This is a genomic window from Spirosoma endbachense (genome assembly GCF_010233585.1).
Taxonomy (GTDB): Bacteria; Bacteroidota; Bacteroidia; order Cytophagales; family Spirosomataceae; genus Spirosoma; species Spirosoma endbachense.
Map to the genome: position 1 here is coordinate 2,428,256 of NZ_CP045997.1, position 13,899 is coordinate 2,442,154.

Here is a 13,899-nt window from a genome sequence, read left to right on the forward strand (position 1 = left end):
TGTATTGCAGGAAATCCTGCATTATACATCCAAAAGGATATATCATACATGCTAAATCACTGTATCTTTGTGCTTCATTTTGACGCTTGGCCGTTGCCAGTACTATGATTGTTAAGACCAAAAAATACGCATTAGACCAGAAAACGTACATCAATATCGCATTGCGGCAGTGGGTAAGAGATAACTGGAAATGGGCGTTTGTGCCGTTGGGGCTTATTCTGTTAAACGTCGTTCTGAGTCTGACAGGAGTTTACCCTAATTACTGGATTTATATCGTTATTGTGTTGCTCACCATTCTGTATGTGCTCTTCTGGGCTGTTCAGATTACGGGTATCGCTCAAATGGAGCAGAGTAAAGCTCTTTTCCAGAAGTATATTTATGAAATTGACAGCCGTCAGATTCTGATGCGCATCAATGTAAAAGAAGGCGGTATTCTGAAATGGGATCAGATCAGTAGTGTAGCGAAAGATAAGGATGCTTACATTCTGTTTCTCAACAACGCAGAAGCACTTAAAAACGTAAAAGCCAGCTGGATTGCCCGGACCGTCACAAAAGGGTTGTCCAAAGCGCAGTTTATTTATCTGCCCTATTCGATTTTTAACAGCGACCACGACCTGAAATTTACCGATACCGTTATGCGTCGGAAAGGTTTACTGCCCGACACTGCTGTAGCGGAGCCGGTAAAATAAGCTTAGTTAGTACGTTACTACACACAGAGGCACAAAGAACACAGAGTGATCCGTCGATACGGTTTTCTTTTGTGTGCTTTGTGCTTCCGTGTTTAACTTACTTTTTCTTTACACTCATGACAGACAGCCGCTCGTTACTCTGGCTTTTGCTAGTGCTGATTACGGTTCCGGCCCTCAGCCAGACGAAGAAATCGATCACGCTCGAAGACATCTGGGGTCGTAATGCCGGAACCTTCAGCCAGCGAACGATCGAAGGTGTCAACTGGATGAAAACTGGTGGCTTCTACACGACGCTCGATGGTGGCCGAATTGTAAAGTTCAGTATCGTTACAGGTTCAGCCGTTGAAACATTATTCGACGAACGGCAGGCCATCATTTCGGGCTCAACGAAGCCTGTTGGTATCGAGGGTTATCAGCTCTCGGGCGATGAGCGTAAGTTGCTCATTACAAGCCAGGAAGAACCTATTTATCGCCGATCGAGCAAGGCATTATTTTATGTGTATGATCTGGCAACCAAACAATTAACACCATTGAGTAAAGGTGGCAAGCAGCAATTTGCTACGTTCTCGCCCGATGGTAAACGTGTTGCTTTCGTTCGGGAGAATAACCTGTTCGTTGTTGATTTGACGACCGGAAAAGAAACCAAATTAACCAGCGATGGTAAACGTAACGCCATCATCAATGGCGCTGCCGACTGGGTTTATGAAGAAGAGTTCAGCATGGCACGCGCTTTTGAGTGGTCGCCCGATAGCAAACGTGTGGCCTGGATTCGGTTTGACGAGAGTCGCGTTCCGGAATATGACATGCAGCTTTGGGGCGGTTTGTATCCCGTCGAATATAGGTTTAAGTACCCTAAAGCCGGTGAAGCTAACTCGATCGTATCGGTCTGGATGGCCGACGTGGTAAGTGGAAAGAAAATAAAGGCTCAAACGGGTATTGAAACGGACATTTATCTGCCCCGGATTCAATGGACGAAAAATGCAAATCTGCTTTCGGTTCGCCGGATGAATCGCCTGCAAAATAAGCTTGACCTGCTGCATGTTAACGCAACGACCGGTCAGGCAACGAACGTTCTGACAGAAACGCCCGGCACCACAACGATTACCGGGCCAACTTATGTAGACCTGGAGTTTACGGATGACCTGACCTACCTGAAAGACGGCAAATCATTCATCTGGAGTAGTGAACGAAACGGCTACAAGCATTTGTACCTGTACGATATGACCGGTAAACTACTTCGACCAATTACAAGCGGATCGTTCGAAGTAGCTACGGTATCCGGCGTAAACGAGACAACTGGCACGATTTTTTACACCTCCACCGAAACAGCTCCGGGCCGGGCCGACGGGTCGGTAAGTTCTCCGCTGGAACGGCACTTGTATAGCATCGGCCTGGATGGCCAGAATAAACAACGACTCACGACAACAGCGGGCACCTACACCGCTAACTTCAGTCCTGACTTTGCCTATTACCTGCTTTACCATACATCCGCGAATGCACCTTTGGCGGTTAGCCTTCGTGATACCAAAACCGTCAATACACTGCGCGTTCTGGAGTCGAACGATGCGCTGAAATCGCGACTGGCGACGTATTTGATTTCGCCCAAGCAATTTTTTCAGACCAAAGCCGCCGATGGCACACCATTGAATGGCTGGATGATTCGGCCAACGAATTTCGATAGTACTGGCTCAGCCAAAAAATATCCGGTTCTGATGTTCGTCTATGGTGGTCCTGGTTCACAAACGGTTAAGAACGATTGGGATGCACGTGATTTTTTCTGGTATCAGACCCTAGCGCAAAAGGGTTATATTATCGTGTCGGTTGATGGGCGCGGAACTGGGGCACGGGGAGCGGCTTTCCGGACTGCCACCTACGGCCAACTCGGTAAGTTGGAAACCGAGGATCAGATTGCAACGGCCCGTTATCTTAAAACCCTGCCGTATGTCGATCCAAACCGAGTCGGTATCTGGGGATGGAGTTACGGTGGCTATATGACTGCCCTCTGCATGACGCTTGGCGCCGACGTGTTTAAGGCAGGTATCTCGGTGTCTCCCGTTACGAACTGGCGGTTCTATGACACAATCTACACCGAGCGTTACCTAAAACGCCCGCAGGACAACGCAGCCGGTTACGACGACAACTCGCCCGTAACTCATGCACCCAAGCTACGCGGTCCCTATCTGCTCGTCCACGGAACGGGCGACGATAATGTGCATTTTCAGAATTCTGTTGAATTTGAAAATGCCTTAATTGCAGCCGGAAAGCAGTTTCAGTCGTTCTATTATCCGAACCGGAATCACGGTATTTATGGGGGCAATACACGATTACATCTGTATCAGATGATGACAGATTTCGTGGAGAAGAATTTATAGTAATGAGCAGGGTGATGGGCTTGCACCATGCGTCTTGTCCACCACTCCCTTTTTGTTAACTTTGATAAAAAGCCTAACGTATGTATATGCAGGCCATCACGCTGACCATACCACCGAATTTGAATGTCTTTTCGGACGACGAACTGTATGCGTTTTGTTTGGCGAATCCCGAACTGCATATAGAACGCGACGAAACGGGCCACATCATTATCATGCCCCCCACCGGATTAGAAAGTAGTTTTACAAGTGGCGAACTTTTTGGCGAAGTTCGCAATTGGAACCGTCAAACCAGAGCGGGCCGTACATCTGAATCGAATGGTGGCTACACGTTACCAGATCGATCGATGCGAGCGCCCGACGTAGGTTGGGTCAGTAAAGAACGACTGATGAGCATATTGCCAGAAGAACTGAAAAAGTTCGCTCATGTCTGCCCGGATTTTGTTATTGAGGTCCGTTCCGAGTCCGATAACCTGACTGAATTGCAGGCAAAGATGGACAAATGGCTCCAGAATGGGGTTCGGCTAGGCTGGCTGGTTGATCCGCAATCAAAAATGACAACCATTTATCGCCCGGATCAGGAATCCGAAGAGAAACCATTTACGGAAACGCTTTCCGGAGAGAATGTTTTAATAGGATTTACCCTGAATGTTCAGGAGGTTTTAACTTATTGAGGGAGTCGTGTAACAAAAAGGAGAAAGGCGTTGGCGATATTAGGTCTATTCCTCTTTTTCCCTTTCTTTGATAGGAGAAGTGAACTAGCCTATTGGTCACTATAGCCTATGAAAAAATCTACCTTATTCCTCTTTCTTCTCGCGATTTCTTCGTTTTCATTTGCTCAGCCTGAAGCAGATACCGTTGCCCGGATCGAGAAAATTTTCAGTCGCTATTTACCTCAGAATCCTGGGTGTCAACTCTCAATCTCCCGAAATGGGCGGGTTATTTTTTCGAAAGCCTGGGGTATGGCTGATCTGGAACATCAGATTCCTCTCACTACTGAATCAATTATTGAATCGGGGTCCGTATCAAAGCAGTTTACGGCAGCAGCAATACTGCTACTGGAGCAGCAGGGCAAAGTATCGTTAGATGACAACATTAGGAAGTATTTTCCTGAAATGCCTGACTATGGCACTCCGATTACGCTTCGGCGCATGATGCACCACAGCAGTGGCCTGCGCGACTGGGGTAGTGTAGCGGGTATTGCAGGCTGGCCCCGTACGACCAAAACCTATAGCAATGCCGATGCACTGGATATTATTATCCACCAAAAAGCCCTTAACCATAAACCTGGTGACGAGTTTTCATACTGCAATTCCAATTATAACCTGTTCGCCATTTTAGTGGAACGGGTAAGTGGCCTAAGTTTAGCCGATTTCACCAGAAAGTACCTATTTGAACCCGCCGGTATGACCCACACACAGTGGCGCGACAATTTTAAACGGATTGTCGCAAACCGGGCTATAGCCTACGATAAAACACCCGATGGGTATGAAACCGACATGCCCAACGAATATGTATACGGCAATGGCGGCTTATTGACCACAACGGGCGATTTACTGAAATGGAATGAGTATTACTGGAATGGCCATTTTGGTAGTCCTTCTTTATTGCCCAAGCAACTAACCATTGAAGTTTTTAATAACGGGACAACTTATCCCTATGCTGCTGGCCTGTATGTCACGAAAAATAAAGGTCAGGATTACGTTTACCACACTGGTTCGACAGCTAGTTACAGGGCTATTTTAATCCGCTATCCGCAGTCGAATCTGTCCATTGCGTGGTTAAGCAATACCGCCCAGTTTGATGGGGCACCCTATAATGTGGTCAAAGAGGTAGAGAATCTTTTTATCAGCGATCAGTCGTCCAAAAGCGAGGCCTCCAAACCGGACAGCCCAGCTTCAACAGCGCGAAAAACAACGAATCCCATCCCCATTGAATCACTACCGAGTTTTGCTGGTGAGTATTATTCAGAAGAAGCGCAAACAACGTTCTCGATTTTTGAAAAAGACGGTAAACTAACTCTCCGTCAGGCACCCGGTGTTGATCTGGTGCTGACGCCTACAGATCTGGACACCTTTAAAGCCCCCGCAACTTCCCGAGGCCTGGCTGGGGCGATCCTGACCTTTCAACGCGATAAGAAAAATGTGAATGGTTTTACCGTAACGGTTTCGAGAGCCCGGAATGTGTCGTTTCTAAAAAAACGGTGAGTTCAGTCAAGTATCAAACAGTCTGCAAGCTCGACGGATTATAACCAAACTGTTGTTTAAAGGCAGCCGAAAAGTGAGAGAGATTTTCAAAACCAACCTCCAGATACACGTTCGAGGGCTTTTGCTTTCGTTTAGCGATGAGAAAGTGAGCTTCCTCTAACCGCTTTTGCTGAAGCCATTTTTGCGGTGGACTGCCAAATGTTTTCTGAAAATCCCGCTTGAACGTAGCCAGACTACGGCCCGTGAGCCGGGCAAACTGGCTGATCGGTACGTTATAAACATAATTCTGGATCATAAACGCTTCCAGATCGATCTTGTAAGGCTCGCTGAAGTCAAAGAGGAAATCCTTCAGGTTATAGTCGAACCGTAAAAGCAACTCAATTGCTTCTCTGGTTTTAAGCTCCGACAGTGTGCTGGTAAGCCCCTCGGGATGATCAAAGTACGGCAACAGCGAATCAAAATAGCCTTTGAGGAACGGATCGAGCGATAACTGGAGCATGGAAGCACCGGTATAATGCCCTGCGGCCTCGATGTGATTTTCGGCACTATACTGACGTAATGTATCCTGGTCCAGAAAGATATTGATGGACTTGAACTGGCCACCAGGAGGTGGAACTTTAAGCGATTTGACCAGCTGGTTCCGCCGGACGAGCCCAATCGTACCCGCCCCGTAAACCTGCGTACCGCTAGCAGTCAGAAAATGGCTTTCACCCGATAAAATGCAGCCCAAAGCATGTTCAGGGACGAACTGCTCATTTCCCCGTTTCTGCTCATCGACACAGGAATACAGGATGTTGAGCTGGGCTTGTGTTTTCATCATTAGTTAGCTCCGTTCATTAGTTAACCTGGCTCATGATCACTTTGTCCATCAGACTATCCGACAACAGCTTTTTCATAAAAATCGCTGGTCGGGCCATATAGCCTGCAATATACCGTGCTTTGGGCTTGCGGGCTTCAATAGCCTTCCGGATCAATTCGGCGATGATAATTGGCTCTGGATTTTTCCCTTCCGTTGCTTTGAATGCATCGGCAAATTTATTGGCCATCGTCTTATAAGCTGTATGCCCGGAAACCTTCATCAGACTGGCAAATGCAATTTCGCCCCATTCCGACTTCACCCCACCGGGTTCAATGACAATCACATCGATACCAAACGGCTTAACTTCGTTGCGAAGGCTATCGCTTAGCCCTTCAAGTGCAAACTTACTGGCATGATACCAGCCACCCAATGGCGTAGCCATCTTTCCCCCGACCGAGGAGATGTTAACGATCTTCCCCGATTGCTGCTGACGCATATAAGGAAGCACTAATTGAATCAATCGGGCTGCGCCAAACAGGTTTACATCAAGTTGATAGGTTGCCTCCCGAATCGAAACGTCTTCAATAGCTCCGTAAGACCCAAAACCAGCATTGTTGATTAAAACGTCAATTCGGCCTTCGGCGGCCATAAGTTCTGCCACGCCGTTCTCTACAGAATCCTCGTCTGTCACATCCATCTGAATCGTCTTGACACCCAGCTTGCTTATTTCCAGCATCTTATCGACCCGTCGGGCTGCTCCGTAAACGATATACCCATTTTGTACCAACAATTTGGCAGTTTCCATTCCCATTCCAGCCGAAGCACCGGTAATTAACACGACTTTTTTCATATCTTTTGTTGATTTACGCAGTTACTGGCTGCGTTGTTTGTCAGACAAAGGTCGATGAATGAGCCATGCAGTTGGTTTGGTCAGAAGCTCAAGGATTGTTTGGTGAGAAGCTCATGGCTATAAACAGAACTTCCCGAAAGTTCCAAGCTTTCGGGAAGTTCGTATCGGCAAGTTTAGTTGACCTGCGTTTTTATTTAGCCTGATCGGTAAAATCAACGACTGTCACCTCGGCCAGCCACGGGCCAACAATCGTCCCGAACTTTTTATGAGCCGGATGCGGCAGATAGGCATCGCGATCTTTCTCATTATCAAAGGTCAGGATAAATGCATGGGTCAGCCCTTTGTTGAGCTTCTCAGGACTGTTATTGGTGCCCCACTTAAATCCTTTGATTTCTTTGATCTGCGAAGGCAGCGCTTCAAAAGCAGCCACAATTTCGTTTACTTTCTCCGGCGTCGTTTCGGGTTTGAACTTAAACAGCACAACGTGCTGAACGGTAGCATTTGCTTTCATTTTCTTTGCAGGTGGTTCGCCATTTGGCGTGTGAGCATAGGTCGTGATCGATAACAAGGCCAGGGCGAGGATGGCAACAATATGTTTCATGGGCGAACAAGTGTTTAGCTGATAAAGAAAATAAAAGTGCCACCCTACTAAGAGTGGCACCTTTTTCTGAACCGGGATTACGCAGATTTGAGGATTAATCTGATTTTGTTAATCAATTTGCTGAAAGCAAAATCCTGTAAATCCTCAAATCCGTGTAATCCCGGTTCAGAAACTAAGCTAATTTCGCTTTCAGGTTTTCGTCCAGCGCTTCGAGGAAATCTTCGGTGTTCAGGTAATGCTCACCAGCGGCCAGCTTCGTTCCAGCCGGATAAGCCGACAACGCCAGATCTTTGGTCATTTTACCACTTTCAACCGTTTCTACGCAAACAGCTTCAAGGGCATTAGCGAAATCAATCAAAGGCTGGTTGTCGTCTAGTTGACCACGGAATGCCAGGCCACGCGTCCAGGCGTAGATCGATGCAATCGGGTTGGTCGAGGTTTTGTTGCCTTTCTGGTACTCGCGGTAGTGGCGCGTTACAGTACCGTGAGCCGCTTCGGCTTCCATCGTTTTGCCGTCTGGCGTAACGAGTACCGATGTCATCAGACCCAAAGAACCGAAGCCCTGGGCAACCGTATCCGACTGAACATCGCCATCGTAGTTTTTACACGCCCAAACGAAATTACCTTCCCACTTTAGCGCCGATGCAACCATGTCATCGATCAGTCGGTGTTCGTAGTGAACGCCTTTTGCTTTGAATTCGGCATCGTAGATTTCCTGGAAGATATCTTTGAAACGACCGTCGTATTTTTTCAGGATCGTATTTTTGGTCGAGAGGTACAACGGCCAGTCTTTTTGCAGCGCCATGTTGAAGCAGGCTTTAGCAAAACCACGGATCGACTCGTCGAGGTTGTACATACCCATAGCAACCCCTGCGCCGGGGAAATTGAATACTTCGTATTCCTGAACCGTTCCGTCTTCACCTTCAAACTTCATGGTCAGTTTACCCTTGCCTGGGACCAGAAAATCTGTGGCACGGTACTGATCACCAAATGCGTGACGGCCGACAATGATTGGCGCTTTCCAGTTGGTCACTAACCGTGGAACGTTGTTCATAACGATTGGCTCGCGGAAAACGGTACCATCCAGAATATTGCGGATCGTGCCGTTTGGCGACTTCCACATCTGTTTCAGATTGAACTCTTTAACGCGATCTTCGTCGGGTGTGATGGTTGCGCATTTGATACCAACCCCATATTCTTTAATGGCATTAGCCGCATCAATGGTTACCTGATCATTGGTTTCGTCGCGGTACTCGATACCAAGGTCATAATATTTAATGTCAACATCAACGTAGGGCAGAATCAGCTTGTCTTTGATGAATTTCCAGATGATGCGTGTCATTTCGTCGCCATCCAGCTCCACAACCGGATTCGCCACCTTAATTTTTTCCATTGGACTTGGGTATATAAACGATTGAAAACGATACAAGAATTTGGCCGCTTGCGCCCCGGCGCAAAAGTAGTGAATTAGGCCCAACCGAGAAAACCTAAACCAGTATGATGTCTCATCGGTCAAATAGAGAAAGTCAGCAGCCGCAGTCTCGTCTGTAACGGCCAGCAAAATCTGCTGTATTTAGGGTCGTGTACAGGTTAACTCCTGAAGCTACCAGACCGATCCTGATTCATTAATTGATGAAGATAATTACCAGCTTTTACCTGTAAAAGCTGGTAACATCGCACACTATTAGTAAATTTATTCGCCAATTACCCAATCATACAACATAAAATTTTGAAATACCCATGAAAAACTGTACAAATCTGTTATTTGTGCTGTTATTGCTCCCCGTATTCGTTTTCGGGCAGGCAAAAAAAGCGCCTAAATCCAACGACCGGATCGATAAACTGAAACAGGAGGCTGTTGCCGCTGTTGAGGCTAATGCTGTTATGGCGCAACAGATCAACGATATGTTGTTCAGCTTTTCAGAACTGGGCTTTCAGGAAGAAGAATCGTTCAACTACCTGACTACGCTGCTCGAAAAAGAAGGGTTTACGATCAAGAAAGGCATTTCAGGAATTCCAACGGCCTGGATTGCTACCTGGGGATCAGGAAAGCCGCTTATCGCTGTTGGCTCCGACATTGACTGCATTCCGAAAGCCAGCCAGAAACCCGGTGTTGCTTACAAAGATCCAATTGTTGATGGGGCTCCCGGTCACGGCGAAGGGCACAACTCAGGTCAGGCGCTCAACATCGTAGCCGTATTGGCCGTCAAGAAATTGATGGAACGGGAGAAAATTCCGGGTACACTGATGCTCTGGCCGGGCGTAGCCGAAGAACTCGTCGGTACGAAAGCATTTTATGTACGCGATGGCTATTTCAAGGATGTTGATGCCTGTATTTTCACCCACGTTGGCAACAACCTTGGCGTTTCGTGGGGTGATAATGGAAACAACGGTCTTGTTTCGGTAAAATTCAATTTTGAAGGACAGGCTGCCCACGCAGCAGGCGCTCCCTGGCGCGGTCGCAGTGCCCTGGATGCCGTAGAATTGATGAACATTGGCTGGAATTTCCGGCGCGAACACCTCGAGTTGACCCAACGCTCACACTATGTCATTTCGGACGGGGGTGATCAACCCAACGTCGTACCATCAAAAGCAGCTGTTTGGTATTATTTCCGCGAACGGACTTACCCGAAAATCAAGAAGCTTTATGAAACGGGCGTAAAAATGGCAGAAGGTGCCGCAATGATGACCGATACCAAATTCACTTACGAAATTTTGGGATCGGCCTGGCCAGTACACACAAACCGTGTTATTGCAGCCGCGGCATACGATAACATCAAAAAAGTTGGTTTGCCAACCTGGTCGCAGGAAGATCAGCTCCTTGCCAGAGCTTCACAAATTGAATTGCAGGCACCCAAGACCGAGGGGCTGGCGGTAAAGCTGGATTCAATGGGAATGCCAACCTCGTCGGCTCCGGTAGTCATGATGGGCGGTCAGGCCATGACCCCAATGGGCGGTGGATCTGACGATATTGCCGATATTTCTTGGTCGCTGCCAACGATTGTACTTCGCTATCCAAGCAATATTCCGGGCCTGCCCGGCCACCACTGGGCCAATGCCATTTCGATGGCCACACCTATTGCTCACAAAGGCGTCGTATACGGTGCTAAAGCCGAGGCCATGACCCTGCTGGATTTGCTCCTGAAGCCCGAAATCATCAAAGATGCCTGGGCTTATTACAAAGATGAGCAGACGAAAGACATTAAATACGAACCCCTGATTTCGAACAAAGAGCAACCGGCTATCTATCTGAATAAGAAGATCATGACCGAGTTCAAGCCAAAGCTCGAGAAGTTTTACTACGACCCAAGCAAGTACAAAAGCTATCTGGAGCAATTGGGCATCACGTATCCAACCGTACGTGACGATCAGCGCGAAGCCGTTAAGAAAGTAATGGAGAAAGAGAAATCGACGGCGGCAAAAGTATCTTCCTCGTCGTCACGCGAATAAACCTGACTCGATCTGGAATGAAACATCCCGAAAGCGTTGAGCTTCCGGGATGTTTCATTTTTCAGGGGCTATAAAACGCTAAAAGCAACTGGTCGCTGATGATTAACCACCAGCGACCAGTTAATAACCTTCAGAACTACTTAAGCACAACCTTGGCGACTACCGGCTGATGGTCTGATGGATAACGTTGTTCTTTGGCATCCGTCAATACGCCATACTTCAACATCGTAAACTGCTTGCTGACAAAAATATAGTCGATTCGCTTATCCATCGGCGCATCGAACTTAAAGCTATTGAAGGTGCCTTCCGGACCATAGGGCGGCTGAGCCGTAACGTTATGGGCATCGCTCAGTAACGTTTGAAGTGTTTGAACCTGTTCGGTTTCGGGCGTTGAATTCAAATCACCGACCAGAATAACCGGTTCATTTTTAGCGATCTCCTTAATTTTAGCGACCATAAGTTTACCCGATTGCCGACGTGCTTCAACGCCCTGATGATCGAAATGAACGCTGAAGAAGAAAAACGACTTCTTCGTTTTCAGGTCGCTGAATTTGGCCCATGAACAGATTCGATTGCAACAGGTAGCGTCCCAGCCTTTGCCCGGTTTATCGGGGGTTTCGCTCAACCAGAAATTACCCGACTGACCAATTTTAAACCGGTCTTTCCGGTAAAAAATAGCTGAGTGTTCGCCCGCTTCTTTACCATCATCGCGACCTGCCCCAAAAAAAGCATAATCGTTAAGTTCGGCGATACCATTCAATTGGTCGCGCAATCCTTCCTGCGTCCCGAAAATGTCAAATTCATGGAATTGAATTAAGGCTTTTACGTTTTCCTTCCGGTTCGGCCATGCGTTTACACCGTCGCCTTTGTTATTGTATCGCAGGTTATACGTAGCAACGTTAATGAAATCAGACTGCTGGGCAAACGATCCTTGTGTAGTCAAAATACCACCCAATAAGAGAAAAAAGAGTACGCGCATTTTATATTGGTTTTATAGGCTTGTTATGTGAAGAGAGAACCGGTTTATTTCTACCTGAGCAATGATTTTGAGCCAAACGGCGAAATACCGTTTGGCTCAACTGGTTACCAACCCGGATTCTGTCCAATTTTAGGATTCAATAACCGGTCGTTTTCCGGAATTGGGTAGAGGTAGTATTTCTCATCCCATTTTCTTGGAATATTGCTCAGCCAGGTCAATTCGCCAGACGTATCGTTTTTTAACCGCTGTGGATTCGCTACGCCGTTCACGGTTTCAGCGACGTTAACGTAGGTAACACCTGGCAGTTGGGTGGCTGGTTTTGTTTTGTAGAAAACCACATCGTTTTTACCATCTTCGTTCAGGTCGAGAGGCTTATCGAGAGCCGGTACGTAAAATCCATTCCATACCTGATCCATTAGCGGGCCGCGATTCCAGCGGACAATATCGTAAAAACGGAACCCCTCCAGCGCTAACTCAATGCCCCGCTCCCGCCGAACCTCCAGCAGCACAGGATCAGCGATATCCGGGAAATAGTTGGCTTTCAAATAGGGATCAACCACCGCAGGTTTGGTCGTTAAGCCACTCGTTATGCCAGCCCGTTTTCGTAGTGCACCAACCGTTTTTGCCCAATCATCATTCGTGAGGGTACCGAGTTCCGTTTTCGCTTCCGCGTAGTTCAGCAGAATTTCAGCGTACCGCATGATGGAAATAGAATTATCGTTACGCGTGCCGCCATCATAATACGTATCATCCAGCGACCACTTGATGGGCATATAGCCTGTATACGTGTAGGAGAAAACGGGAGGCCCCGGCTCAACGGCTCCTCCATTGATCCGGGTATAGTTGCCCATACGAATGGTCTGTTGCAACCGTTTATCGCGATTCTTCACTTCATCCATAAACGTCATGGTCTGATAACCCGGTTTATCTGTAAAAGGGGTTCCATCAATGTTCAGGTAGGTATTAACGAATGTTCGGATCAGGCTCACGCGAGAACCATAGGTCGCACTCGTCCACCACCAGTTGGCATCGTTATAAACGCTCAACGTAGCATCAACCACTGCCGACAGCATGATCTCGTTCGCAATTGGTGTTTTGTTGATAAACAGTTGCCGATATGATTTATCCGTTCCACCCGCTTCATTCAGACTAAAACCGCCTTCTTTAATGACCTTGTCGGCCGCATTGACCGCTTCATTCAGCCATTTATCGGCCGTGCTGCCCAGGTTATAGCTGGTGCGATATTTCCGGAATGTTCCTTCGAACAGACACACCCTCGATTTGAAGCCGTACGCAACCGATTTCGTGATCAGGCTACGCGAGTTATCGCTCGTGGTCCGGATGTTCTGCGTGGCAAAATCCAGATCGGCCAAAACCGAATCCATGACCATCGCGCGCGAATTGCGGCCGTTATACAACGTTGGGTCGCTGATATCCTGGGGTTTGTTAATCCAGGGAACATCACCAAAACGCTTCACCTTATCGAAATAAAACAAGGCTCTAAAGAACCGGGCTAATCCGATGTAATGCCGCTGTACGTCCGGCGCAATGGCGGGGTTTGGCACATTGGCAATGAAATAATTGATGTTCCGTAAAGCACGCCAATCCCAGCCGGAGCTTTGTCGGGGTCCATAAGCGCCTTCGCGCAGAAAATCGGGCACCTGTGTACGAGCTGAATAATCAGCCATTTCATCGGCCCGAATGATGCTGTTGGCCGTTGGAAGAATACTAAAGTCAGGGCCAGTCAACGGCGTATAAAATGAATTGGCGTATAATTCCAGCCCTTTTTCGCTACCAAATACGGCAGCCTTTGAGGCCGTCGACTCCGGAACTTGCTCCAGTTCGCTACATCCTGCCAGGAAAAACCCGGCCAGAAAAAGTAAACTATAATATGATTTCATTTTTTGAAGATGTCAAAGTTTATCGAAACGATACAACTGCGCAGTTTTGCCTGA

The 13,899-nt window shown here is 47.6% G+C and carries 11 protein-coding genes; 5 read left to right on the forward strand and 6 right to left on the reverse strand.

Annotated elements, in window-relative coordinates; genetic code table 11:
• Nucleotides 1-104 precede the first annotated feature (104 nt).
• From GJR95_RS09470 to GJR95_RS09485, 4 genes are all read left to right on the forward strand, one after another.
• Nucleotides 105-689 (forward strand): YcxB family protein, encoded by a 585-nt coding sequence (locus GJR95_RS09470; RefSeq protein WP_162385635.1) that lies wholly within the window; start codon nucleotides 105-107, stop codon nucleotides 687-689.
• A gap of 116 nt (nucleotides 690-805) precedes the next feature.
• Entirely contained in the window at nucleotides 806-3,061 is a 2,256-nt protein-coding gene (locus GJR95_RS09475; protein ID WP_162385636.1) for a S9 family peptidase, read from the forward strand.
• An 80-nt stretch (nucleotides 3,062-3,141) separates the two neighbouring features.
• Nucleotides 3,142-3,732, forward strand: coding sequence for a Uma2 family endonuclease (locus GJR95_RS09480; protein WP_232541136.1), 591 nt, complete (start codon nucleotides 3,142-3,144; stop codon nucleotides 3,730-3,732).
• Nucleotides 3,733-3,840: 108 nt separating this feature from the next.
• Nucleotides 3,841-5,265: a serine hydrolase domain-containing protein gene (locus GJR95_RS09485; RefSeq protein WP_162385637.1), complete on the forward strand. Its 1,425-nt coding sequence runs from the start codon at nucleotides 3,841-3,843 to the stop codon at nucleotides 5,263-5,265.
• A gap of 13 nt (nucleotides 5,266-5,278) precedes the next feature.
• On the opposite strand, the gene GJR95_RS09490 is transcribed toward GJR95_RS09485, so the two are convergent.
• The 4 genes from GJR95_RS09490 to GJR95_RS09505 all read right to left on the reverse strand — a co-directional run bounded on the left by GJR95_RS09490 (nucleotide 5,279) and on the right by GJR95_RS09505 (nucleotide 8,908).
• Nucleotides 5,279-6,085, reverse strand: coding sequence for a helix-turn-helix domain-containing protein (locus GJR95_RS09490; RefSeq protein WP_162385638.1), 807 nt, complete (start codon nucleotides 6,083-6,085; stop codon nucleotides 5,279-5,281).
• A 16-nt stretch (nucleotides 6,086-6,101) separates the two neighbouring features.
• On the reverse strand, nucleotides 6,102-6,914 hold the full coding sequence (locus GJR95_RS09495) for an oxidoreductase (protein WP_162385639.1): 813 nt from the start codon (nucleotides 6,912-6,914) through the stop codon (nucleotides 6,102-6,104).
• Nucleotides 6,915-7,104: 190 nt separating this feature from the next.
• A complete protein-coding gene (locus GJR95_RS09500; RefSeq protein ID WP_162385640.1) occupies nucleotides 7,105-7,515 on the reverse strand; it encodes a Dabb family protein in 411 nt (136 codons plus the stop codon).
• Between the two features lie 172 nt (nucleotides 7,516-7,687).
• Entirely contained in the window at nucleotides 7,688-8,908 is a 1,221-nt protein-coding gene (locus GJR95_RS09505; RefSeq protein ID WP_162385641.1) for an NADP-dependent isocitrate dehydrogenase, read from the reverse strand.
• Between the two features lie 347 nt (nucleotides 8,909-9,255).
• On the opposite strand from GJR95_RS09505, the gene GJR95_RS09510 reads away from it, so the two are divergent.
• A complete protein-coding gene (locus GJR95_RS09510; protein ID WP_162385642.1) occupies nucleotides 9,256-10,965 on the forward strand; it encodes a peptidase dimerization domain-containing protein in 1,710 nt (569 codons plus the stop codon).
• 136 nt (nucleotides 10,966-11,101) lie between these two features.
• On the opposite strand, the gene GJR95_RS09515 is transcribed toward GJR95_RS09510, so the two are convergent.
• Entirely contained in the window at nucleotides 11,102-11,944 is an 843-nt protein-coding gene (locus GJR95_RS09515; RefSeq protein ID WP_162385643.1) for an endonuclease/exonuclease/phosphatase family protein, read from the reverse strand.
• Between the two features lie 104 nt (nucleotides 11,945-12,048).
• A complete protein-coding gene (locus GJR95_RS09520) occupies nucleotides 12,049-13,845 on the reverse strand; it encodes a RagB/SusD family nutrient uptake outer membrane protein (RefSeq protein ID WP_162385644.1) in 1,797 nt (598 codons plus the stop codon).
• Nucleotides 13,846-13,899 lie beyond the last annotated feature (54 nt).

Coding starts and splice junctions, on each gene's coding strand:
- GJR95_RS09490 (WP_162385638.1), bottom strand. CDS start 6,085: ATGATGAAAACACAAGCCCAGCTCAACATCCTGTATTCCTGTGTCGAT.
- GJR95_RS09495 (WP_162385639.1), bottom strand. CDS start 6,914: ATGAAAAAAGTCGTGTTAATTACCGGTGCTTCGGCTGGAATGGGAATG.
- GJR95_RS09500 (WP_162385640.1), bottom strand. CDS start 7,515: ATGAAACATATTGTTGCCATCCTCGCCCTGGCCTTGTTATCGATCACG.
- GJR95_RS09470 (WP_162385635.1), top strand. CDS start 105: ATGATTGTTAAGACCAAAAAATACGCATTAGACCAGAAAACGTACATC.
- GJR95_RS09515 (WP_162385643.1), bottom strand. CDS start 11,944: ATGCGCGTACTCTTTTTTCTCTTATTGGGTGGTATTTTGACTACACAA.
- GJR95_RS09485 (WP_162385637.1), top strand. CDS start 3,841: ATGAAAAAATCTACCTTATTCCTCTTTCTTCTCGCGATTTCTTCGTTT.
- GJR95_RS09475 (WP_162385636.1), top strand. CDS start 806: ATGACAGACAGCCGCTCGTTACTCTGGCTTTTGCTAGTGCTGATTACG.
- GJR95_RS09480 (WP_232541136.1), top strand. CDS start 3,142: ATGTATATGCAGGCCATCACGCTGACCATACCACCGAATTTGAATGTC.
- GJR95_RS09520 (WP_162385644.1), bottom strand. CDS start 13,845: ATGAAATCATATTATAGTTTACTTTTTCTGGCCGGGTTTTTCCTGGCA.
- GJR95_RS09510 (WP_162385642.1), top strand. CDS start 9,256: ATGAAAAACTGTACAAATCTGTTATTTGTGCTGTTATTGCTCCCCGTA.
- GJR95_RS09505 (WP_162385641.1), bottom strand. CDS start 8,908: ATGGAAAAAATTAAGGTGGCGAATCCGGTTGTGGAGCTGGATGGCGAC.